The sequence below is a fragment of the Microterricola viridarii genome, assembly GCF_900104895.1.
GTDB classification, from domain to species: Bacteria; Actinomycetota; Actinomycetes; order Actinomycetales; family Microbacteriaceae; genus Microterricola; species Microterricola viridarii.
The window spans coordinates 289,052-311,417 of record NZ_LT629742.1; the positions used below are offsets into that span (position 1 = coordinate 289,052).

Genomic DNA, 22,366 nt, shown 5'->3' on the forward strand with positions numbered 1-22,366 from the left:
ATGGCAAAGCGAACCGGCCTCGGCCGCGGTATCGGCGCACTCATCCCCATGGTTGACGAGGTGAGAGAGCGTCCCGTCGACGTCTTCTTCCCCGACACCGTCGGCGCGGCGAGGACGGTCGAGGTGAGCCGCGAGGAGCTGGTCGTCGTTCCGGGTGCGCGTCTGGCGCATCTGAACCCCGCCGACATCGTGCCCAACGCCGTGCAGCCCCGCACGGTCTTCAACGAGCAGGACCTCGCTGAGCTCGTGCACAGCGTCCGCGAGATTGGCGTACTGCAGCCAATCGTCGTCCGCCCGCACGCGACGCTGCCCGGCAAGTATGAACTCGTCATGGGCGAGCGCCGTCTGCGCGCGACGCGTGAGGTCGGCCTGGACACGATCCCGGCCGTCATCCGTGACACAGCCGACAACGACATGCTGCGCGACGCCCTGCTCGAGAACCTGCACCGCTCGGAGCTCAACCCGCTCGAGGAGGCCTCGGCCTACCAGCAGCTGCTCAGCGACTTCGGGATCACCCAGGAGGAGCTCGGAAACCGCATCGGCCGTTCGCGTCCGCAGATCAGCAACACGCTCCGCCTCCTGAAGCTCCCCTCCCCCGTGCAGATGCGCGTGGCTGCCGGCGTGCTCTCTGCCGGTCACGCGCGAGCCATCCTCTCGATGGGCGAGCCCGAGGCCATGCAGCGCCTCGCAGACAAGATCGTCAACGAAGACCTTTCAGTGCGGAGCGCCGAGGCTGTCGCCAGCAAGGCACCGAAGCCCGCCCCGGCGGTCAAGCCCAACGCCGGAAAGAAGCAGGCCCACCTCGATGAGATCGCCGAGCGCCTGGGTGACCGTCTGAACACCCGAGTGAAGATGCACCTGGGTGCCCGCAAGGGTCAGATCACGATCGACTTCGCGACGGTTGGCGACCTCAACCGCATCCTCGGCGAGATCGGCGAGCCGGGCTTCACCAAGTAACGCCAGTGCCTTCTCGAGTGCCCCATGTTTCACGTGAAACATGGGGCACTCGCGTTTGCACGCGTCGCGCACCCGCGCGATGTTTCACGTGAAACATCGCTGGCCTCGGGTGCTCGGCACCCCGTCCCTGCGGTCGGCTCGGCGTCAGGAGGGACCGCTGCCGCCGCGCCCCGCGAGCAGCTCGCCTGCGTGCCCGCTGCCCGTCTCCGGCGTCCGCGCTCGCGCCCTCGCAGGCGCCCCCCTCCCGGTGTCTGGCTCCGCTCTGTCCCGGTGGTTCGAGGGAGCTTGCGACCGAAGCCACCCCGCCCCCGCACGCGCGCAGAACGACACTCGGGCCGCCACGGTTCACTCGGCTGGCACTCCGTACTGGAGGGAGTCTCGAGCGTAGCTCTGTGCGCTCCCTGGAGACCGCGCCCGGTGTCTGGCGCCGCTCCCCTCCCGGTGGCTCGAGGGAGCTTGCGACCGAAGCCACCTCTCCTCCATGGAGCAACTCTCGCCTGGCCCGCCTCCCGCCGCCACGCTGCGTGCAGTCGGCATTCCAACTAGCGCCTCGAGCGCATCTCTCCGCGCGCACTGGACGCTGCGCACGGTGTCTGGCGCCGCCCCCTCCCGTTGACTCAAGGGAGCGTGCAACCGAAGCCGCCTCCCCCGCAGAACGACGCTCCCCCGGCCACCGTCGCGCCTCCACGGCACGCGCCGTCGGCGCCTTCGTCTGCTGCCTCGGGCACAGCCCTCCCCGCTCGTCTGGAGACCGCGCACGGTGTCTGGCGCCGCTCCGTCCCGGTGGCTCGAGGGAGCGTGCGACCGGAGCCGCCTCCCCCGCAGAACGACGCTCCCCCGGCCACCGTCGCGCCTCCACGGCACGCGCCGTCGGCGCCTTCGTCTGCTGCCTCGGGCACAGCCCTCCCCGCTCTGCTGGAGACTGCTCACTGAGTCCGGAGTGACTCCCTCCCGGTGGCTCGAGGGAGCTTGCGACCGAAGCCACAGGTCTACGCCAAGACGACGCTCCTGCCCCCGCCGAGCTTCACTCTGTCAGCGCTCCATCTGGCCGCCTCCAGCGCATCTCTCCGCCCGGCCCGGACACCGCTCACTGTGCCCGGAGTCGCTCCCTCCCGGTGGGCTAGAGGGAACACACGACCGAAGCCACCTCCCCACAGCGCGACGCTCCTGTGGCCATCCCTTGCGCCTCCACGCTGCGTGGAGCGAGTGCTTCGTATGCTGCATCGCACACCGCCTTCGCCGCTCTGCTGGAGACCTGCTCGCTGCGTCTGGCGCCACTCCCCTCCCGGTGGCTTGAGGGAGCTTGCGACCGAAGCCACCTTCCCACAGCGCGACGCTCTCCGGGCCACTGCTGCCGGTCGCGGCCTGCGCGCAGCTCGAAGGCAGCTGGCGCTCTTCGCGGGGCCGCGTCACCCGTCGCGGCCGACCTCCAACCCGCCGTTGAGAGCTGCCCTCATGCTGCTCGACGGGTGCTCTCACCGCTTTGGCCAGTGCTCTTCCCGGTGGCTCGAAGGAGCTTGCGACCGAAGCCACCTCCGCGCCATGGCGACGCTCCCCTCCCCCCTCCGCACCTCCACGCTTCGCGCGGCCGGCGCTCCGTCCCGGTGGCTCGAGGGAGCTTGCGACCGAAGCCACCTCCGCGCCATGGCGACGCTCCCCTCCCCCCTCCGCACCTCCAAGCTTCGCGCAGCCGGTGCTCCGTCCCGGTGGCTCGAGGGAGCTTGCGACCGAAGCCACTACCCCACAGCGGCACTCCAACACAGGCCTTCCCACTGCCCAAAAGAAGGTCCGCGGTGTCCGTCAGATCCGTCTCCCCGCAGTTCGAGGACGCCCGCGGCCGGAGTCGCCTCCGCGGCAGAGCGACGCCCCTGCCGCCATCTCTAGCGCGCGCAGTCGGCACTCCCACTGGCTGCTTTCAGCGCAGCTCTCCGCGCTCCCCGGACACCGCTCACTGCGTCCGGAGTCGCTCCCTCCCGGTGGCTCGAGGGAGCGTGCGACCGAAGCCACCACCCGCGCCAGAACGACGCTCCCCTGGCCACCTCGCGCCTCCAGGTTGCGCGCAGCCGGCAGTCCGCCTGCTGCCACGGATACAGCCTTCCCCTCTCTACTGGCGACCGCTCACTGTGTCCGGAGTTGCTCCCTCCCGGTGGCTCGAGGGAGCATGCGACCAAAGCCACACGCCTGCGCCAACACAAAGCTCTTGCCGCAATCTCTCCCGCCGCCACGCTTCACTCTGCCAGCACTCCAATTGGTTGAGTCGAGCGCAGCTCTCCGTGGTCCCAGGAGATCGCGCACGGTGTCCGGAGTCACTCCCTCCCGGTGGCTCGAGGGAGCGTGCGACGGAAGCCACCTCCCCCACTTCGAGACCTCCTGTGGCCACCCCTCGCGCATCCACGCGTCACACAATCGGCGCCTCCAGCGGGCGCCTCGGGCGCAGCTCTCCACGCACCACGAGACGGCGCACCTGTCTACTGGCGCTCCCTCTCGGTGGCTCGAGGGAGCGTGCGACCGAAGCCACCTCCGTCGCCCAATTGGGTCGCCCGAGCGCTTCTCTCGGGCCACACACCATGTGGGTCGACCGCGACTGGTGCGCCTCGCAAGTGACAACTCATCTCGATGCTGGCGCCCCGCCTACAGCGTTGGGCTGTCCTCCGGATGCCCGATAGTTTCGAGCGAGTTGGGCGAGCGCTGGCCGAGCGTTGGCCGAGCCCGACCCACATCGCGAGCGAGCAACTCGATCACGCTGGATGCCGGGCTTCGGGAGCTGCGCTGCTCCTTCGTCGCGGCGCGGCTCCCTCGAGCCGACGCAGAGTGACGTGGGCAGACGCGGGCAGACTTCGGCTAGATCGGTCTGCTCTCCCCTGCGTGGCGGTGCGCTGGCGCCGCAGACGAAGCCTGCGGGGAGTGAAATGTCTGCCTGCTCGAACCAGACAATGTGGTGATCTCGACAGCCGCAATCAACGGGAGCAATAGCCACTCCCCTGGGTCGCGGCAGGCTCGCTGCCGAAGCCGTCATGGGCGGGGAGCCGCCGCCGCATCACGCAGGCTCGCGCGGCTCGGGAGCCGCATCGCGCCTTCGCCTTGGCGCGGCTCCCTCGAGCCGGCGGGACCGACAAGCTCAGCGCAGCGTGGGGTTCGCCAGGGGCATGCAGCGGGTGGGGCGGCTCGAGCGTTTCACGTGAAACATTTGGGCGGAGACAGCGAAAGGGCGCCCATCGGGCGCCCTTTCGTGTGTGTCCTGTGTCGACTGCGGCGCTAGTGCCGCGCAGCGGCCGCCAGAGCCCCGTAGACGGCTCCAAGCTCCTGGCCCGAGGCCTCGATCGCCTGGGGCAGCAACGACGTCTCTGTGAGGCCGGGGAGGACGTTTGCCTCCAGGAACCAGAGAGTTCCGTCCGCGTCGAGGATGAAGTCGATGCGGGAGACGTGGCGCAGGCCGAGCAGCTCGTGCACGGCGACGGCGGTCTCGGCGACCAACTCGGCGGCCTCCTCCGAGATCCGCGCGGGGGCGAAGAAGGTGGTCTCCCCCGCGTTGTAGCGAGCGTCGAAGCTGTAGACGCCGCTGCTGGCCTGGATCTCGACGGCGGGAAGGGCCTCCGGCCCGTCGCCGGTGTCGATGACGCCGACAGCCAACTCGACGCCACTGACGCGCTGCTCGATGAGGGCGACATCCGAGTAGGTGTACGCCTCGACGACGGCGCGGGGAAGCTCGGCAGCCTCCGAGACGATCGAGACGCCCTGCGCCGATCCCCCGGCGGACGGCTTCACGACGAGGTCGGTGCCGAGGCGCTCGATGACGCGGCTCAGCACGTTGGCGGCGCCGAGGTCGCGGAACGTCTCCTTGGCCAGCGTGATGGAGGCCGGGGTCGCGATGCCCGCGCGGGCGACGAGAGTCTTCGCGGTGGGCTTGGACCAGGCCAGTGCCGCGTCGTCGCCGCGGGACCCGACGAAGGACAGGCCGGCTGCCTCGAGCAGGCTGAGCAGCGCGCCGTCCTCTCCGCTGGCTCCGTGCAGTGCCGGCCAGACGACGTCCGGCTTGTGCGCCGCGAGGGCGTCGAGCAGGCCGGCGTCGGGGTCGAGCACGGTCACGCGGTGCCCGGCACCGGTGAGCGCGTCGGCCACGCGGCGACCCGAGCGCAGCGAAACATCGCGCTCGTGCGAAATTCCACCGGCGAGGACGACGATGTCCAGCGGGGCCACCGTTGTGGCGGCATCCGTGGCTGCAGGCGTGTTCTCTGCTGCAATGTTTTCAGTCATTATCAGGACTTTCTTAGATTTCAGTTGTGCAGAACGCGTTCTCTGATGGGTGTTGGTTCAGAGTGACTGGACACTACGAAACATTGGGCGGCGGCGAGGTGAATTGCGTCGTTCCGAGAGCTGCCCCGAGCTTGCCGGTGCCGGCGAAGGTCTCGAGCAGGTCGAGCTCCCCGTCGATGACGGTTGCGAGCCGGCGGATGCCGAGGCGAATCTGGTCCGGCGTCGGATAGCAGAAAGACAGCCGAATGTTCTGGCGCCCGTTGCCGTCACCGTAGAACGCGGTGCCGGGGGTGTACGCGACGAGCTCCTTGACGGCGCGCGGGAGCATCGCCTTCGAGTCGAGCGGTTCGGGCAGGGTGACCCAGACGTAGAAGCCGCCGTTCGGGTTCGTCCACTCGAGCTGGGGCAGGTGCTCCCCCAGTGCTGAGAGCATCGCCTCTTTGCGCTCCCGGTAGACGCCGCGGAAGGTGTTGATCTGTTCCTTCCAATCGGCGGTCGCCAGGTACTCGGAGATGACCAGCTGGCTGAAGGAACTCGGCGAGAGCACGGCAGCCTCGTTGGCCAGCACGAGCTTCTCGCGGATCGCGTGCGGGGCGAGCGCCCAGCCGGTGCGGAACCCGGGGGCGAGGGTCTTGGAAAAGGTGCCCAGGTAGATGACGCCGTCCTCCTCGACCGAGCGCATGGCATCCGGTGCCGGCTTGTCGAAGTAGAGCAGCCCGTAGGGGTTGTCCTCGAGGACGAGGATGTCGTGCTCCTTGGCGATCGCCAGGATCTCGAGCCGGCGCTCCCAGCTCAGCGTGACGCCGGCCGGGTTGTGGAAGCTCGGGATCGTGTAGAGCAGCTTGATGGTGCGCCCGGCGGCCTTCAGGCGGGTGATGTGCTCGCGCAGCGCCTCGGGGATCATGCCGTGCTCGTCCATCGGCACGTGGTCGACGTCTGCCTGGTAGGAGCGGAAGATCACCATGGCCGTGACGTAGCTCGGGCCCTCGGAGATGACGACATCACCCGGGTCGAGGAAGAGCTTGCTGACCAGCTCAAGGGCGTGCTGGGAGCCGGTCGTGACGACGACGTCGTCGGCGTTGGCCTGGATTCCCTCCAGTGCCATGACCTCGAGAATCTGCTCGCGGAGCGCAGGAACACCCTGACCAGAGCCGTATTGCAGAGCCGTGGGGCCCTGCTTGACCATGACCTGGTCCATGGCGTTGATCACCAGATCCTGCGGCAGGGCCGACACGAATGGCATACCGCCGGCGAGGCTGACCACCTCCGGTCGGGAGGCCACCGCGAACAGCGCGCGCACCTCGGAGGCTCGGAGGCCCGCGGCTCGCTCGGCATAGTGCGAGTACCACGGGTCGAGGTTGTTGCCGGGCTGGTTATTTTCAGTCACTCGTCATCCATTCTCGTGCGCTTCAATGCTATCGAATTGGGGTATCGCGAATTTCGGCCCGTTAATGCACGAAACCCCCGGCCAGAAGGCCGAGGGTTCAGTGGAGGACCGGTCGGCTACGCGAGGTAGGCGGCCAGGTCGGCTTCGAGGGCGGGCTTCGGCTTGGCGCCGATGACGGTCTTGACGACCTCTCCGCCCTGGTACACCTTCATCGCCGGGATGCTGGTGATCTGGTACTTCATCGCCAGCTGCGGGTTCTCGTCGACGTTCACCTTGACGATGTCCAGCTTCTCGGAGTGCTCGGTGGCGATCTGGTCGAGGATGGGGCTGACGGCACGGCAGGGGCCACACCATTCGGCCCAGAAGTCGACCAGAACGGTCTTCTCGTTGTTGAGAACCTCAGCTTCAAAGGTGGCTTCGGTCACTGCACGTGCGGTCATTGCGTTCTCCTTCGGTGAAAGCGGTCTGTGGTGGGGTGCGGATGCCGGCGCTGCCGGCATCCGCGAGCCAGCCGGCCCTTAGACGGACGCCGTGGCGGGCTCACCGGCGGCTGCGGCGGCCAGGTCGGCCGGCAGCGAGGCCAGGTAGTGCTCGGCGTCCAGCGCGGCGACGCAGCCGGAACCGGCGGCCGTGATGGCCTGGCGGTAGCTCGGGTCGATGACGTCGCCCGCGGCGAAGACACCGGTCTGGGACGTCTTGGAGGAGCGGCCGGCGACGGCGATGGTGCCCTCGGAGGTCAGGTCCAGCTGGCCGTGGATGAGGTGGGTGCGCGGGTCGTTGCCGATCGCGATGAACAGGCCGTCGAGGGCGAGCTCAGAGGCCTCACCGGTGACGGTGTCGCGCAGGCTCACGCCGGCCAGGGCGCTCTCGCCGTTGATCGCGGTGACCTCGGAGTTCCAGATGAACTCGATCTTCGGGTCGTTGAACGCGCGCTCCTGCATGATCTTGGAGGCGCGCAGGCTGTCCTTGCGGTGGATGACGTAGACCTTGGAAGCGAAGCGGGTGAGGAAGGTGGCCTCCTCCATGGCGGAGTCGCCACCGCCGACAACGGCGATCGTCTTCTCGCGGAAGAAGAAGCCGTCGCAGGTCGCGCACCAAGAGACGCCGTGGCCGGAGAGCTTCTCCTCGCCCTCGACGCCCAGCTTGCGGTAGGCGGAGCCCGTCGCGAAGATCACGGAGAGGGCCTCGTGGGTCTCACCGGAGCCGAGCGTGACGGTCTTGATGTCGCCGCTGAGGTCGAGGCTGGTGACGTCGTCGTAGACGACCTCGGTGCCGAAGCGCTCGGCCTGCTGCTGCATCTGCGTCATGAGCTCCGGGCCCTGGATGCCCTCGGGGAAGCCGGGGAAGTTCTCGACATCCGTCGTGTTCATCAGCTCGCCGCCGGCCTCGACGGAGCTGGCGATCAGCAGCGGCTGGAGGTTGGCGCGGGCGGCGTAGATGGCAGCGGTGTAGCCCGAGGGGCCGGAGCCGATGATGATGACCTGACGCACGAATACTCCCTGAATGGTGTGGCGGTTGTGGTGCCTGAGTGTTGAGGCCCTGTGGGGCCTGCTCAGTGTGAAACACAGTCTAGGTGAGGAGTATTCCGAGGCAGCTGGGCACGCAGTAACCGGTCAGACAGGTTAGCGCCTCGGGCGGCGCAGCGGAGGCGCCCTCTCACCCGCCGGTCGTGGCGAAGACGTAGATCTCCGAGCCGTTCTCCTCGCAGGCCAGCCGGATCGGCTCGAGGAGCGCGCGGAACTCCGCCGAGTTCGGATCGAACGGGGCGAGCGAGTCGGTCGGCGTCGCCGCGTCGAGGTAGCTCGCGACCGCGTTGATCTCCGATCGGAGCCCGCGCTGGCTGGCCGGAACGACCTGCAGGGACCGATACGTGACGACGACCGAGTCGAGGAGCGCGTTGTGCTGCTCGCTCGTGATGCTGCCGAGTTCGAGGTCGGTTCGAGCGTTGTGCAGCAGTGTGCCGGTGGTCGCGACGGCGGCGCAGCTCGCTGCGATCGCCGCGTCGATGGGGCTGCCCTCGGGTGCGGCCTCCGGCTTCGCTGTGCTTGCCTGGCTCTCCGCGGGGCCGGGCGGTGGCGCAGAGGCCGCCGTGCAGCCGCTCAATGCGACCGCGGCCAGACTGGTCGCGAGCAACGCGGCCCCGAGCCGCCTGATCGCGGCGGGTGAGCCCACTGCTCTGTACCGTCCAGAAACCCTCATGCGTATCCCCCGTCCCAGCCGTGCGCCCCCTGCGCCGCCCTCATTGGCTTGGCCACAGCATAGGGCGCGCGGGGCTAGCGGCGACGGATGCGGGCCACGAACGGGTCGAGCACGACCTTCAGTTCGGGGGTGCGCAGCAGGGCGAGCACGCCGACGTAGGTGAGTGCCATGACGGTGCCGATGATGGCCATCGAGATCATGGCGCTCCACTTGTCCGCAACCGCGAAGCCACCCTCGTCGACGCCGCCCAGCAGCATCAGCACGGCGTATCCCAGCGCGGCTGCCGGGATGACGGCGACCGCGTAGCGCAGCTGGCTCGCCAGTACCCGGAGGCCGTCGATGCGCCCGAGCTTGTGCCGGAGCAGCACGGCCGCGAGGACGGTCTGCGCGATTCCGGCAACTGTGACGATGAGTGCGACAGCCGGGGCGAGCCACTCCAGCGGCACACCGGCGATGGACAGTACGCCAGCGATCACGAGGGACACCTGGAACAGCGTGAAGAAGAAGGGTGTGCGGGTGTCTCCGAGCGCGTAGAAGGTGCGCTGGAGGACGAACAGGATGCAGAACGCGACGAGCCCGAGCGCGTACGCGATGATCACATTGCCGGTGCCCTGGATCTGCACCGGCGAGTCCACGAAGACGGCGGCGAAGGGGTAGGCACAGATGATGAGCACGGCCGTGGCGAGCACGATGAGCAGGGTTGTTCCGCGCATGGCGGATGACGCGTCATCCCGCACCTTGTCGAGGTCGTCGATCGCGGCATGCTCGCTCATCCGGGTGAAGTAGGCCGTGGCGATCGACACGGTGATCACCGAGTGCGGCAGCATGAAGATCAGCCAGGCGGTGTTGAGCACCTGAATGGAGGGGGCGTCATCGCTGCCGGCCGCCTGGGTCACGACCTGCGATTCGACGATGCCGGCGATCGTGGTCAGGAGCAGCATGCCGAATGTCCAGCTGGCCATCCGTCCGGCCGCGCCGAGGCCCACGCCGCGCCAGCGGAAGTCGGGGCGGTAGCGCAGCCCGATTCGGCGCCAGGAGACGAAGAGGATGAGCGCCTGCATGGCGACGCCGAGCGTGGCCGTGCCGGCGAGCACGGCGATCATCGCGGGCGTGAAGTCCGAGGCAACCCGCATGCCGCCGCTCGGGTCCGCCCCGAACTGGGCGGCGAAGAACAGGAGGCCGGCGATGGCGACGACGTTGTTGACCACCGGCGCCCAGGTGAACGGGCCGAAGACCTTGCGGGCGTTCAGCACTTCGCCGAGAACCGTGTACAGGCCGTAGAAGAAGATCTGCGGCAGGCACCAGTAGGCGAAGGCGATGGCGAGGGCCATCGTGTCCGGGTCCAGCTTCGGCCCCCAGATGGGCACGATGAGCGGCGCGAGCAAAGTCGCCGCCACGGTCGAGACGCCCAGGATGACGAGTGCGAGGGTGAGGAGCTTGTTGATGTAGCCCGAGCCGCCGTCGGCGTGCAGTGCGGAGCGGACGATCTGCGGCACGAGTACCGCGCTCAGGACGCCGCCGGCGATGATCACGTAGATGGTGTTCGGCAGCTGGTTGGCCAGCGCGAACGCGTTGGTGCTCTGCCCGAAGAGGCCGATGACCTGGGCGAGGACCCACAGCTTCACGAAGCCGAGGATGCGCGAAACGATGGTGCCGGACGCCAGCAGAGCGCTGGCCCGGCCAATTCCGCTAGCCACGCGGCTGCTCGCCCTCGCCGGCATCCGTCGCCGTAACCTCTTGTTCAGGTTTCACGGTGTCGTCACTCCCCTGTTCAGCGGCGGACCGCTCGCCCTCGGCCCGCTCGCGCCGCCGACGGCGGATGTTGCGGAACACGCCGAAGCCGAAGAATAGCAAGATCGCGCCGCCGAGCAAGGCTGCGCCGAGGCCCTCCCAGTCGGCCTGCACGTTGACCGGGATGGTCACGCTGGTGCCGAGCTGCACGCCGGCCGCCGTGGTGAGGGTGACCGTCACGTTGACCGGTCCGTTGCCGACGTGCGCGCTCACGGGCACCAGCACGGTGCTGCTCGAGCCGGCGTTGATCGTGACCTCGGCGGACTCGTCGACGACGAGGCGGCCGTTGGAGGGAAGCAGGTTGACCCGAAGCGTGACGGGCTCGGTGAAGGCGTTCTGCACCGTCACGGGGAACTGGGCGCTGCCGCCGACCACGAGAACGGACGGGCTCTGCACGACGCTGACGGATTCGAGGATCTGGCTGGTGCGGAGTCGATCCTCGCTGACGGCGTCGCGCCAGGCGCTGTCGTCGGCGATCCAGCCGACGCCGAGGAGGGACATCAGCGTCGCGCGCTCCGGCCCGGTGATGGTGGCCGGGTCCGCGACGGCGGTGCTGAAACCAGTCAAGGCGGTTTCACGTTCGAGCAGGCTGGAGATCGTCTCGAGCCGCTCGGGCGACGACGCGCCCTCGCTGAGTGCGACCTCGCCGGCGGGCGTGGCGCGAAGCGTGCTCAACGGGGTAATCGCGGCGATGGGCATCTGCTCCAGTGCGAGCAGGGTCGCGTTGACGTAGCCGGGGTTGCTGGGCCAGTCGCGGGGAAGTGCGGCCAGCAGGGGGCGGGGCGAGGCCTCCCCCGCGGCGACGGCGACGGCCGCGGCGGCGCGAGCCATGGCTGCCTGCCAGTCGATCTCGCGGTCGGCGGTCAGTGCCTCCTGCAGTGCGGTGTTCAACGCGGTGTCCGCCACCAGCAGCGTGGTGTCCCCGGCGCGGGTGGATGCCGGCGGCTGCACCGAGTCTTCGGAGAGGACGTCGGTGTTCGAGATGTTGGAGCCGCCCACGATCAGAGTGTCGAAGCCGTTGGCCGTGAAGGCAGGAAGCATGGCCGCGTTCGCGGCTCCCGGCGCGGGCCAGGCGATCCCGTCCATCGCGTACGGCCAGGCCAGCAATTGCTCCATGGTGGGAACCCCGGTGCCCGGAACGGCGTCGATGGGCGGCAGCGTGCTGGGCTGGGTGCTCGTGTCGGGGTCGGCGGGCACGACGCCCTCGGCCCCACCCTCGGTCCCGCCCGGGGTGGCCTGGTCGCTGGGGGACTCGGTGGGGCCAGGAGTCTCGGTGGGACCAGGCGTCTCGGTGGAGAAGTTGTTCGCGTCGATCGCGTAGTCGAAGGAGAGCGGCGCCAGGAACGGCTCGACGGCGAGCTGGGCCTGGGCGGCCAGATCGGCGTCGGCGTAGGGCAGTGCGAACACCTCGTTGGGGGCGGCGTCGAGGCGGGTCAGCCAGTCCACCGCGCTGCGCGGCGCACTGGACCCCAGCACTCGGATCGACACAAGGATCTTGGGGTCGAGCGCGATCGCCGCGGTGTGGTCCACGGCGACATCCAGGCTGCGGGTGAGCAAGCCGCCCGGTGCCGTGTACGCGGCGAGGAGGTCGCTCGGGATCAGCCCGAGGGAGTCCACCGGGGCGGTGATCGGCGTGGCGACGCTCAGCGGGCTGCGCGGCACGTCTCCGGCAAGCAACACGGTGGTGCTGCGCGAAGCCGCGATCACCACGTCATCGGCCAGGAGGCTGCCGACGATTCCCTGGGCGCCCCAGTCCGTGCCCTCGAGCTCCAGCGAGGCGGCGGGCACCGTGACCAGGATCGAGGCACTCGCGCCACCGGCAACGGACGGGCCGTCAACCAGGGCGACGAGGTGGCCGTCATCCGGAACGCCCGAGTTCAGCGAATCGGAATCGGCTGCCTCCTCGGCACCGGGCTGGAGCCAGGACGCGAGCTCGGCGGGCTCGCTCAGGGTGTCGTCGCTCAGGCCGATGGCGATCCGGGTCGTGCTGAGCGCCTCCCTGGTGCCGTTGCTCACCGTGACGGAGAGCTGCAGGTCCTCCCCCGGCCGCAGCACGGCGCCATGCGCCGGGGCGACGACGATGTCGACGACGTCGGACTGCGGAACGGCCTGCGTGACCGTGCCGGGCTGCACCGGTGCGGCGGACGCGGCCGAGACGGCGGCTTGACCGAGCAACGCCGGCGCGAGGAGAGCGGCGGCGAGGAGGGCAAGCGGGCGTTTCGGTGATCGTCGACGGGGTGCGCCGCCATGCATGCGGGCGCGGAAACCCTCGAAGAATGCAGGCCGACGCGTGTGCAAAGACTCGGCCACCATCCCCAGATTCTATGCTGGCGCCCTGTGTGGCCGCTGCACCGGGCCGCGCACCCTTTAATATGGTGTTCATGCAGAGTGTCGCGGCGGCCCTTGCCCGGCTGGGCGATCTTGCGGCGACGACCGCAGTTTCACGCCTGGCCTCGGCCTTCGAGAAGGCGGGCCACGAGCTCGCCCTGGTCGGCGGGCCGGTGCGCGACGCCTTCCTGGACCGGGGCACCAACGACCTCGACTTCACCACCAACGCCTCCCCCGACGAGATCCTGGCGATCGTGACGCCGATCAGCGAGGCGCAGTGGGACATCGGCCGCCAGTTCGGCACCATCGCAGCCAAGATCGCCGGTGAGACGGTCGAGATCACCACCTACCGCGCCGACAGCTACGTCGACGGCACCCGCAAGCCGGAGGTCGTCTTCGGAGACTCCCTCGACGACGACCTGCTGCGCCGCGACTTCACGGTCAACTCGATCGCGCTCCGGCTGCCGCAGATGACGCTGGTCGACCCGTCCGGCGGCATCGAGGACATGCTCGACGGCCGGCTGCGCACGCCGGCGGCCCCGGAGCAGTCCTTCGGCGACGACCCGCTGCGCATGATGCGCGCCGCCCGCTTCGCCTCCCAGCTCGGCTTCGACCTCGACGACGCGGCGTTCACGGCGATGAAGGCCGGGGCAGAGAGCATCCGCCGCATCTCGATCGAGCGCGTCAACGACGAGCTCTCCAAGCTGTTGAAGACGGATGCCCCGCGCGCCGGCCTCGAGCTGCTCGTCGATTCCGGCATCGCCGCCATCGTGCTGCCAGAGCTTCCCGCGCTGCGCCTGGAAATCGACGAGCACCATCACCACAAGGACGTCTACCAGCACAGCCTCACGGTGCTGGAGCAGGCCATCGGCTACGAGAAGTCCCGCGGCAATCTGGAGAGCCCCGACCTCGTGCTGCGCCTGGCCGCCCTGCTGCACGACATCGGCAAGCCGGCCACCCGACGGCTCGAGGCCGGCGGCGTGGTCAGCTTCCACCACCACGACCTCGTCGGGGCGAAGCTCGCCAAGAAGCGGCTGCGCGAGCTCCGCTACGACAACGACACGATCGCCGCCGTCGGCAAGCTGATCGAACTGCACCTCCGCTTCTTCGGCTACACCGAGGGCGCCTGGAGCGACTCGGCGGTGCGCCGCTACGCCCGCGACGCCGGCGACCAGCTGGAGCGCCTGCACATCCTCACCCGCGCCGACGTGACGACGCGCAACCGGCGCAAGGCCGACCGCCTGGGATTCGCCTACGACGACATCGAGGAGCGCATCGCCCAGCTGGCCGAGGAGGAGGAGCTGAACGCCGTCAGGCCGGAGCTCGACGGCGAGCAGATCATGCGCCTGCTCGGCATCCGCCCCGGCCGCGAGGTCGGCGAGGCGTACAAGTTCCTGCTCGAGCTGCGGCTGGACGAGGGCAAGATCGGCGAGGAGGCCGCCACCGAGCGGCTGCTCGCCTGGTGGGCCGCCCGCGCCTGAGCTGCACCGATTCGACCCGCGCCATGCCGAAATGCACCCGGATGGGGGCCGGACGCGGGGTGAGCGCCCACTGATAGCGTTCGACGCGGAGGTTTTCAGTGAAGAGTCTGCGCAGCAACACGCTCATGACCGTGGCGCTCGGCGCCCTCGTCACCGTGCTCGCCCTCGGTGGAGGCGTGCTGGCCGCGGGCGCGATCGCAGGCTCCGGCAAGACGATCGTCACCGTGCGCCTCTGGGACGACCGGGTCGCGGCAGCGTACAAATCCTCCTTCGCGGCGTTCGAGGCTGAGAACCCCGGCATCTCCGTCGATGTCACCGTCATCCCGTGGTCGCAGTACTGGGGCCAGCTCGACGCCGACGTGGCCAGCGGCCGGGCCGACGACATCTTCTGGGTGAACAACTCCTACCTCACCGATCTGGCCGACGGCGGCAAGCTGATGGACATCGATGCGGCTCTGGGCACGCGCGCGAAGAACGACTGGGACCGCGCGGTGGTGCGCGAGTTCACCAAGGACGGCACCCTCTGGGGCGTCCCCCAGCTCTCGGATGCCGGCATCGGCGTCTACTACAACAAGGCGATGCTGGCCGCGGCCGGCATTGACCCGGCGGCTCTCGAGGACGTGGCCTGGAGCACGGACCCGGCCGCGGACACCCTGCTGCCGGTGTTGCAGGCGCTGACCAGGGACAGCCGCGGCAAGGCCGTCACCGACCCGGAGTTCGACCGGTCGACGGTGGTCCAGTACGGCTACAACGCCGGAAACGACCTGCAGGCCATCCTGCTGCCGACGATCGGCTCCAACGGCGGGGCTTTCGACACCGATGGCGTCTTCACCTTCGCCGAGGAGTTGGCCGCGCAGGCGATCGGCTACCAGGTCGACCTCATCAACACACACAAGGTCGCGCCCCCCGCCGTCGGCAACACCGACCCCGACTCCGCCCGCGATGCCTTCGTCGAGGGCAAGCTGGCCCTGTTCCAGTCCGGGCTGTACAACCTCCCCTACGTGTTCGACGGCGCCGAGTTCGAGTGGGGCGCCGCCTCGATGCCGGCCGGCCCGGCCGGGCGGGTCTCGGTGACCAACGGCATCGTCGCCGCGGGCAACGCGCGCACCGCGCACCCGGAGGCGACGACGGCCGTGCTCAAGTGGCTCGGCTCGGCAGAGGGCAACCACTTCGTCGGCGCCAGCGGCGCTGCGGTGCCCGGCGTAGTCGCGGCCCAGCAGGCCTACTTCGACTTCTGGGGCGCCAAGGACGTCGACGTCAAGAAGTTCTTCGAGGTGCTCGCGAACGATGCGCCAACCGTGACGCCGCCGACGTCGGTGAACTTCGGCGAGGTCGAGGCCGCCTACTCCCCCATCCTCGACCAGGTGTTCTCCGCAGAGCTGCCCCTCGGCAGCGGCCTGCAGCAGGCACAGGATGCCGCCAACGCCGTGCTGGCGGGCGACTAGCGCCTCCGGTGCTGGCTCGCATTTGCCTCCGGCATCCGTTACAATCGGAAGGTTGCTCACGCGCCGGGATCTCTGGCCTCCGTGTCCAACACATGCACAACCCTCCTGCTGCAGAACGTCTGCAGCCGTTTTAGTCCGAAGGAGGTGGGTTAGTCATGAATCAGTACGAACTGATGGTTATCCTCGATCCCGAGATCGACGAGCGCACCGTAGCTCCCAGCCTTGACAAGTTCCTCAACGTTGTTCGCAACGATGGTGGCACGATCGACAAGGTTGACATCTGGGGTCGCCGCCGTCTCGCATACGAGATCAACAAGAAGACCGAAGGTATCTACGCCGTCGTCGACTTCACCGCAGAGCCCGCAACCACCACGGAGCTTGACCGCCAGCTGAAGCTCAGCGAAGCAGTCATGCGTACCAAGGTGCTGCGCGCAGAAGAGGGAATCGCTCAGGTTGCCGCTGCACAGAAGCTCGCCGAGGAGAAGGCCGCCCGCAAGGCAGCCGCTCCGGCCAAGGCTGCGAAGGACGCTTAGTCCCGATGGCCGGCGAGACCGTAATTACCGTGGTGGGCAACCTCACCTCAGACCCCGAGCTGCGTTACACGCAGAACGGACTGGCGGTTGCCAACTTCACCATTGCCTCCACTCCGCGCACGTTTGACCGCGCGAAGAACGAGTGGATCGATGGCGAAGCACTGTTCCTGCGCGCGAGCGTTTGGCGTGAATTCGCCGAGCACGTTGCCGGTTCACTGACCAAGGGTTCCCGCGTTATCGCTTCCGGGCGTCTCAAGCAGCGTTCCTACGAGACGAAGGAAGGCGAGAAGCGCACCAGCTATGAGCTGGATGTCGACGAGATCGGCCCCTCGCTTCGTTACGCAACTGCGTCTGTCACGCGTGCCCAGTCTTCTGGAGCCCCCCGCGGTGCTGCCCCTCAGGGCGGCAACTTCGGTGGAGCCGTCGAAGAGCCGTGGGCTCCCAGCGCCCCTGCCGCCTCCGGCGGCCAGGACGTCTGGAACACCCCGGGCAGCTACAGCGACGAGACCCCCTTCTAGGCCCTTGGGCCGGCTTCCGGATGCCGCATTGCGCGGCGCCCGGGTGTAAATACTTCAAGACAAAGGAAAGACCATGGCTGGAAAGAGCAGCGGCGACCGCCGCAAGCCACTCCGCGGAGCCAAGGGCGGCAAGAACGCCGCTCCCGCGAAGTCCATCCGCGTTGGTGTCATCGACTACAAGGATGTCGCGACGCTTCGCAAGTTCATCTCTGAGCGCGGAAAGATCCGCGCCCGCCGCATCACAGGCGTTTCCGTGCAGGAGCAGCGTCTGATCGCCCGTGCCGTCAAGAATGCCCGCGAAATGGCCCTGCTGCCATACGCCGGCAGCGGACGCTGAGGAGCAAAGACATGAAACTGATTCTGACGCACGAGGTCACTGGCCTCGGCACCCCCGGCGACGTCGTCGAGGTGAAGAACGGCTACGCCCGTAACTACCTGGTTCCGCAGGGCTTTGCCGTGCAGTGGAGCCGCGGTGGCGAGAAGCAGGTCGAGCAGATCAAGGCCGCTCGCGCGGCTCGTGAGCTCGCCACGCTCGAAGAGGCACAGGCCCTCAAGGCAGCCCTCGAGGCCGCCAAGGTCAAGCTGGTCGTCAAGACCGGCGCCGAAGGCCGCCTCTTCGGTTCGGTGAAGACCACCGATATCGCTGACGCTGTTGCTGCTGCCGGACTCGGCACCATCGACAAGCGCAAGGTCGAGATCCCCAACCCCATCAAGGTCGTTGGCACTCACCAGGTCACCGTTCGTCTCCGCGACGAGCTGTCGGCTGCGATCACCCTCCAGGTGGTCTCCGCCAAGTAGGCGTAAAACTCCGGCTGTCAAAGGCTGCGTTATGGCGGTGGGCTCAGGCCCACCGCCATAACTGTTTTAACTGGTTTCCGAGAACGCAATACCCCCATTCTGTGCACAGGTGAGTGTGGAAACGGACCCGCGTTAGGCGCTGTGGAAAACTACTTTTTTCTCACAGTTGTGAGTAGAAAATACCGCAGGTCAACGCATGTTTATGGGCGAAAGAAAGTTTGTTGTCCACAGGAGTTCCCACAGGCTTTGCACAACACTGGTGGCGTTTCGCGCAGATTATGCACAGCGTTATCCACAGGCTGGGTTGAGTTGCCCTTGTGCTATCCGTATGGTGGCTCCAGCGGTACTCGTCGGCGTGTTCTGGACTGGGTTTTTCCACCCGGCTAGCCGCACTGTCAGAGGTACCAGCTATCACTGGATATGGGTCCAGCTGTTCCCGTCCCACCCCCATTGACCGGCTTCGGCCGGTAGTCCAGTCTGCCGAGGAGGCACCGCGTGTCGATCGCACATCTTGGGCTCTCAGATTCACCAGAGCCCCAGCGCGCCGAGCGCGCCGACCGCACCCCGCCGCACGACCTGCTCGCCGAGCAGAGCGCGCTGGGCGGCATGCTGTTGTCCAAGGACGCCGTCGCCGACGTCGTCGAGACCCTCCGCGGCCCCGACTTCTACATCCCCAAGCACGAGCTGATCTTCGACGCCATCCTCGCGCTCTACTCGCACGGCGAGCCGACCGACGTCATCGCCGTCAGCGATGAGCTGACCAAGCAGGGCGAGCTGGCCCGCGCCGGCGGAGCCGACTACCTGCACTCGCTGACCAGCATGGTGCCGACCGCCGCCAACGCCGGCTACTACGGCTCCATCGTCGCCGAGCGCGCCCTGCTGCGCCGCCTGGTCGAGGCCGGCACCCGCATCGTGCAGATGGGGTACTCCGGTGAGGGCGAGGTGCTCGACCTCGTCAACAACGCCCAGGCCGAGATCTACTCCGTCACCGGCAGCACCGAGACCGAGGACTACGTTCCGCTGACCGACGCCGTCACGGCCGCGATGGACGAGATCGAGGCTGCGTCGCACAAAGACGGTTCGATGACGGGCGTTCCCACCGGTTTCATCGAACTTGACGAACTGACCAACGGTTTTCACCCCGGTCAGATGATCATTGTTGCGGCGCGACCCGCTGTGGGCAAGTCGACCCTCGCGCTGGACTTCGCCCGCTCCGCGGCGATCACCCACAACATGCCGGCCATCTTCTTCTCCCTCGAGATGGGGCGGTCCGAGATCGCCATGCGCTTGCTCTCCGCGGAGGCCGCCGTGCCCCTGCAGAGCATGCGAAAGGGCAAAATCGAATCCCGTGACTGGACAACAATCGCCCAGGTGCGCGGGCGCATCAACGACGCCCCGCTCTACATCGACGACTCCCCCAACATGACCCTCGTCGAGATCCGCGCCAAGTGCCGCCGGCTCAAGCAGCGCGTGGGCCTCAAGATGGTCGTCATCGACTACCTGCAGCTGATGACCTCCGGCAAGCGCGTCGAGAGCCGCCAGCAGGAGGTCTCGGAGTTCTCCCGTGCACTCAAGCTGATGGCCAAGGAGCTCCAGGTTCCGGTCATCGCCCTGTCGCAGCTGAACCGTGGTTCCGAACAGCGTGCGGACAAGATGCCCGCCATCAGCGACCTCCGCGAGTCGGGCTCGATCGAGCAGGATGCCGACATGGTGATCTTGCTGCACCGTGAAGCCGTCTACGACAAGGAGAGCCCGCGCGCCGGCGAGGCCGACCTGATCGTCGCCAAGCACCGCAACGGCCCCACGCGTACCGTTCCCGTGGCCTTCCACGGCCACTTCTCGCGCTTCGCGGACCTCGCCCCGAGCTAAGCCGGCGCCGCGGCATCCGCACCGGAGGCAGACACGAGCAAGGGAGGCCAGAATCTCAGATTCTGGCCTCCCTTGCTCGCTTTCACCTCCCGTGGGGGGCGTCTCCAGGGTGCTGCAGCGCGGCGCGGCGCGTGGTGTGCCGGGTGGGCGCGGTGGACCACGGGTCCTCTGGCCAGGGGTGCTTCGGGTAGCGGCCGCGCATCTCCGCGCGCACCTGCGCATACGGGCCGGCCCAGAACGACGCCAGGTCGTCCGTCACGGCGAGGGGGTGGCCGGCGGGCGACAGCAGGTGGAACAGCACCGGGACCCGCCCGCCGACGAGTCGCGGAGTCTCCGCCCAGCCGAAGCACTCCTGCAGCTTCACCGCCACGACAGGGCGGGCGTCGGTATCGTCGACCGGCGGGTAGCTGAGCCGGACGCGGGAGCCGCTGGGCACCTCGAGGCGTTCGGGGGCCAGGGCATCGAGGCCGGCCGCCTCCGGCCACGGCAGCAAACGCCGCAGCGCCGGGGCCAGGTCGATGCGCGCGGCCGGCGTGCCCGCGGCGAGGTCGGACAGCTCGGGGCCGAGCCAGGAACTGAGGGTGTCGAGCAGCGCGGCATCCGAGACATCGGGCCAGGGGGCGCCGAGCTCGCGGTGCAGCAGGGCGAGGCGCCGGCGCAGGCCATCGGCGGCCTCCGACCACGTGAACACCCCGAGCCCCTGCGCCTCGAGGGCACGCCGGGCGGCATCCCGCCCGCCCTCGTCGGCCCGGACGCGCACCGGCACGGAGGAGCGGGTGATCGCCCCGATCCGCCGCTCGCGGCGCGCGACGACGCGCCCGTCCACGAACTGCGCCTCGACCCGGTCGGTGATCAGGTGGGCCGCCGCCTGCTCGGCGTCACTCTCAGTGATGACCGCGGCGGAGCGGATGATCGCCCCGGTTCCGGCGGCCGCCCGGCCGTGCGACCGGGTGACGTCTGCCACCGCCAGCCAGTCGGCAGCCGCGAGCGGGCCGGTGATCCCGGCCCGGGTGCCGGAGGCGAGGAGGAAGGTCGCGCCCTGCGCCGAGTGGTCGACCCGGCGGGCGATCCACTGCGGGAAGGCGAGCGCGATGACGAGCCCGGTCTGGTCGAGGACTCCCCGTGCCGGGCCCTCCCCGGTCGATCCGGACTGACCGGTGAAACGTTCAAATCGTCGCACCTCCTGCTGCCAGCGCCGGGCATCCGGGCTGCGGCCGCTGCGGAGCGCGGCGAGCGTGCTCGAGGCGTCCCCGTCGGCCACGCGCAGGTCGCCGCCGATCAGGGCGATGACCTCGGCCGCGGTGCGTGCGCCGACGAGGGTGCTGCCGGCGCGCAGCGCGCGAGCGAGGCGGGGATCGGTCGGGATGCGGGCCAGCTGCCGCCCCTCCTCGGTGGCGCGGCCGTCGGCGTCGATCGCGCCGAGTCCGCGCAGCACGGCGAGGGCATCGCCGAGGCTGCCGGCCGGGAGCGGGTCCACGAGCCGGAGCCCGGCGCCGCCGGGCGCACCCCAGCAGGCCAGGAGCAGGGCGGCGTCGGTGAGATCCGCCACGGCGATCTCCGGGGCCGGGTGCGTCGGCGCGGCGGCGAACGTGCGCTCGTCGACGCAGCGGACGACCACGCCCGGCCCCTGCCGGGTGGCGCGGCCGGCGCGCTGGACGGCGGATGCCCGGGGTGTCGGGCCGGTGACGAGGCCGCTCATGCCGCGCATCGCGTCGCGCTGCGGCGCGCGGGACAGGCAGCTGTCGACTACGAGGCGCACGCCGGGGACGGTCAGCGAGGATTCGGCGAGCGATGTCGTGACAATGATCCGCGGCCGACTGTCGGGGCCCCGCCCGCCGATCACGGCATCCTGCTCGGCGGCGGGGACCTGACCGTGCAGCTCGCGGACGTCGAGCTCCCCGGCGAGCCCGCGGATGCGCCTCGCGATCTCGGAGACCTCCCGCGCACCCGGCGCGAAGACGAGGGCGTCGGCGGCCGGATCGGTGCGCGCGAGGTCGCGGTGCGCCGCAACCGCGGTGCTCGCGACGTGGTCGAGGAAGGCCCAGGTCACCCCGCGCTCGTCCAGCCGGGGGGTGGGGCAGGGCGCCCAGCGCACCTCGAGCGGATGGGCGGGGACGGTCTGGGTCACGATCGGAGCCGGGGCGGCATCCGTGCCGAGGATGGCGGCGAACCGCTCGGCGTCGAGGGTGGCGGACATCGCGACGAGGACGAGGTCGTCCCGCAGCTCGCGGACCTCGCCGAGCAGCCCGATCAACAGGTCAGTCTCCAGGGCGCGCTCGTGCACCTCGTCGATGATGACCGCGCCGACGCCGTCGAGGCCGGGGTCGGTGAGCAGGCGGCGCAGGAGCACACCGGCGGTGACGAACTCGATGCGGGTGTCTGGGCTCACCTGGCGTTCGCCGCGGACCGTGAATCCCACCCGGGAGCCGAGGGGCGAACCGTCCAGGTGCGCGAGCCGTCGGGCGGCGGCGCGGGCGGCGACCCGGCGAGGCTGCGTGACGATCACCCGGCCCGCGACGCGGTCGGCGACGATCGGCGGGACCAGCGTGGTCTTGCCCGTTCCGGGTGGCGCGCTGACGACGACGGAGGTGCTGTGGTCGAGTGCGGCGCCCAGATCGGTGATCGCGGCGGCGAACGCGAGTCCGCGACCGAGCTTCGACGGGTCGAACGGCGCAGTGGTCACTCCCCCAGTCTCTCGCGTTCCACGGGGGTGCGCGCACGGCGCCGACTCGCTAGCCTCGAGCCAGCACGCGCCGGCGCCGCTCAGTCGAGGAGGATGCGATGGGACTCGTTTCGTATGGAATGC

16 protein-coding genes are annotated in these 22,366 nt (G+C 69.1%); 8 read left to right on the plus strand and 8 right to left on the minus strand.

Annotated elements, in window-relative coordinates:
- Entirely contained in the window at window positions 1-957 is a 957-nt protein-coding gene (locus BLT62_RS01315; RefSeq protein WP_083362439.1) for a ParB/RepB/Spo0J family partition protein, read from the plus strand.
- A gap of 3,255 nt (window positions 958-4,212) precedes the next feature.
- On the opposite strand, the gene BLT62_RS01320 is transcribed toward BLT62_RS01315, so the two are convergent.
- From BLT62_RS01320 to BLT62_RS01350, 7 genes are all read right to left on the minus strand, one after another.
- Window positions 4,213-5,211: a D-alanine--D-alanine ligase family protein gene (locus BLT62_RS01320; RefSeq protein WP_083362440.1), complete on the minus strand. Its 999-nt coding sequence runs from the start codon at window positions 5,209-5,211 to the stop codon at window positions 4,213-4,215.
- A gap of 73 nt (window positions 5,212-5,284) precedes the next feature.
- A complete protein-coding gene (locus tag BLT62_RS01325; protein ID WP_083362441.1) occupies window positions 5,285-6,598 on the minus strand; it encodes an aminotransferase-like domain-containing protein in 1,314 nt (437 codons plus the stop codon).
- Between the two features lie 116 nt (window positions 6,599-6,714).
- A complete protein-coding gene (gene trxA, locus BLT62_RS01330; protein ID WP_047408337.1) occupies window positions 6,715-7,038 on the minus strand; it encodes a thioredoxin in 324 nt (107 codons plus the stop codon).
- A 78-nt stretch (window positions 7,039-7,116) separates the two neighbouring features.
- Window positions 7,117-8,088 carry a thioredoxin-disulfide reductase gene (trxB, locus tag BLT62_RS01335; protein ID WP_083362443.1) on the minus strand — a complete coding sequence of 324 codons (972 nt, stop codon included), beginning with the start codon at window positions 8,086-8,088 and terminating at the stop codon, window positions 7,117-7,119.
- Window positions 8,089-8,254: 166 nt separating this feature from the next.
- Window positions 8,255-8,770: a hypothetical protein gene (locus BLT62_RS01340; protein WP_083362444.1), complete on the minus strand. Its 516-nt coding sequence runs from the start codon at window positions 8,768-8,770 to the stop codon at window positions 8,255-8,257.
- Between the two features lie 101 nt (window positions 8,771-8,871).
- On the minus strand, window positions 8,872-10,494 hold the full coding sequence (murJ, locus tag BLT62_RS01345) for a murein biosynthesis integral membrane protein MurJ (protein WP_231919298.1): 1,623 nt from the start codon (window positions 10,492-10,494) through the stop codon (window positions 8,872-8,874).
- Complete coding sequence (locus BLT62_RS01350) at window positions 10,487-12,901, minus strand: DUF6049 family protein (RefSeq protein ID WP_083362446.1); 2,415 nt, start codon at window positions 12,899-12,901, stop codon at window positions 10,487-10,489. Before BLT62_RS01350 ends, murJ begins: the two co-directional genes overlap by 8 nt.
- Before the next feature lie 68 nt (window positions 12,902-12,969).
- On the opposite strand from BLT62_RS01350, the gene BLT62_RS01355 reads away from it, so the two are divergent.
- The 7 genes from BLT62_RS01355 to dnaB all read left to right on the plus strand — a co-directional run bounded on the left by BLT62_RS01355 (window position 12,970) and on the right by dnaB (window position 19,560).
- Entirely contained in the window at window positions 12,970-14,397 is a 1,428-nt protein-coding gene (locus BLT62_RS01355) for a CCA tRNA nucleotidyltransferase (protein WP_083365241.1), read from the plus strand.
- Between the two features lie 98 nt (window positions 14,398-14,495).
- Window positions 14,496-15,842 (plus strand): ABC transporter substrate-binding protein, encoded by a 1,347-nt coding sequence (locus BLT62_RS01360; protein ID WP_156786211.1) that lies wholly within the window; start codon window positions 14,496-14,498, stop codon window positions 15,840-15,842.
- Between the two features lie 155 nt (window positions 15,843-15,997).
- Window positions 15,998-16,375, plus strand: a complete 378-nt coding sequence (rpsF, locus tag BLT62_RS01365; RefSeq protein WP_083362447.1) for a 30S ribosomal protein S6 — start codon at window positions 15,998-16,000, stop codon at window positions 16,373-16,375.
- 5 nt (window positions 16,376-16,380) lie between these two features.
- Entirely contained in the window at window positions 16,381-16,893 is a 513-nt protein-coding gene (locus tag BLT62_RS01370; protein ID WP_055841345.1) for a single-stranded DNA-binding protein, read from the plus strand.
- A 73-nt stretch (window positions 16,894-16,966) separates the two neighbouring features.
- Entirely contained in the window at window positions 16,967-17,230 is a 264-nt protein-coding gene (gene rpsR / locus BLT62_RS01375; protein ID WP_012039648.1) for a 30S ribosomal protein S18, read from the plus strand.
- Between the two features lie 11 nt (window positions 17,231-17,241).
- A complete protein-coding gene (rplI, locus tag BLT62_RS01380; protein ID WP_083362448.1) occupies window positions 17,242-17,691 on the plus strand; it encodes a 50S ribosomal protein L9 in 450 nt (149 codons plus the stop codon).
- Window positions 17,692-18,186: 495 nt separating this feature from the next.
- On the plus strand, window positions 18,187-19,560 hold the full coding sequence (gene dnaB / locus BLT62_RS01385; protein ID WP_083362449.1) for a replicative DNA helicase: 1,374 nt from the start codon (window positions 18,187-18,189) through the stop codon (window positions 19,558-19,560).
- 82 nt (window positions 19,561-19,642) lie between these two features.
- Here dnaB and hrpB read toward each other — a convergent pair whose 3' ends face one another.
- Window positions 19,643-22,243 carry an ATP-dependent helicase HrpB gene (hrpB, locus tag BLT62_RS01390; protein WP_083362450.1) on the minus strand — a complete coding sequence of 867 codons (2,601 nt, stop codon included), beginning with the start codon at window positions 22,241-22,243 and terminating at the stop codon, window positions 19,643-19,645.
- Between the last annotated feature and the right edge of the window lie 123 nt (window positions 22,244-22,366).

Excerpts from the sequence above, each read along its gene's own strand:
- BLT62_RS01315 (WP_083362439.1), top strand. The coding sequence starts at position 1 with ATGGCAAAGCGAACCGGCCTCGGCCGCGGTATCGGCGCACTCATCCCC.
- BLT62_RS01320 (WP_083362440.1), bottom strand. The coding sequence starts at position 5,211 with ATGACTGAAAACATTGCAGCAGAGAACACGCCTGCAGCCACGGATGCC.
- trxA (WP_047408337.1), bottom strand. The coding sequence starts at position 7,038 with ATGACCGCACGTGCAGTGACCGAAGCCACCTTTGAAGCTGAGGTTCTC.
- BLT62_RS01350 (WP_083362446.1), bottom strand. The coding sequence starts at position 12,901 with ATGGTGGCCGAGTCTTTGCACACGCGTCGGCCTGCATTCTTCGAGGGT.
- BLT62_RS01355 (WP_083365241.1), top strand. The coding sequence starts at position 12,970 with ATGCAGAGTGTCGCGGCGGCCCTTGCCCGGCTGGGCGATCTTGCGGCG.
- rpsF (WP_083362447.1), top strand. The coding sequence starts at position 15,998 with ATGAATCAGTACGAACTGATGGTTATCCTCGATCCCGAGATCGACGAG.
- BLT62_RS01370 (WP_055841345.1), top strand. The coding sequence starts at position 16,381 with ATGGCCGGCGAGACCGTAATTACCGTGGTGGGCAACCTCACCTCAGAC.
- rpsR (WP_012039648.1), top strand. The coding sequence starts at position 16,967 with ATGGCTGGAAAGAGCAGCGGCGACCGCCGCAAGCCACTCCGCGGAGCC.
- rplI (WP_083362448.1), top strand. The coding sequence starts at position 17,242 with ATGAAACTGATTCTGACGCACGAGGTCACTGGCCTCGGCACCCCCGGC.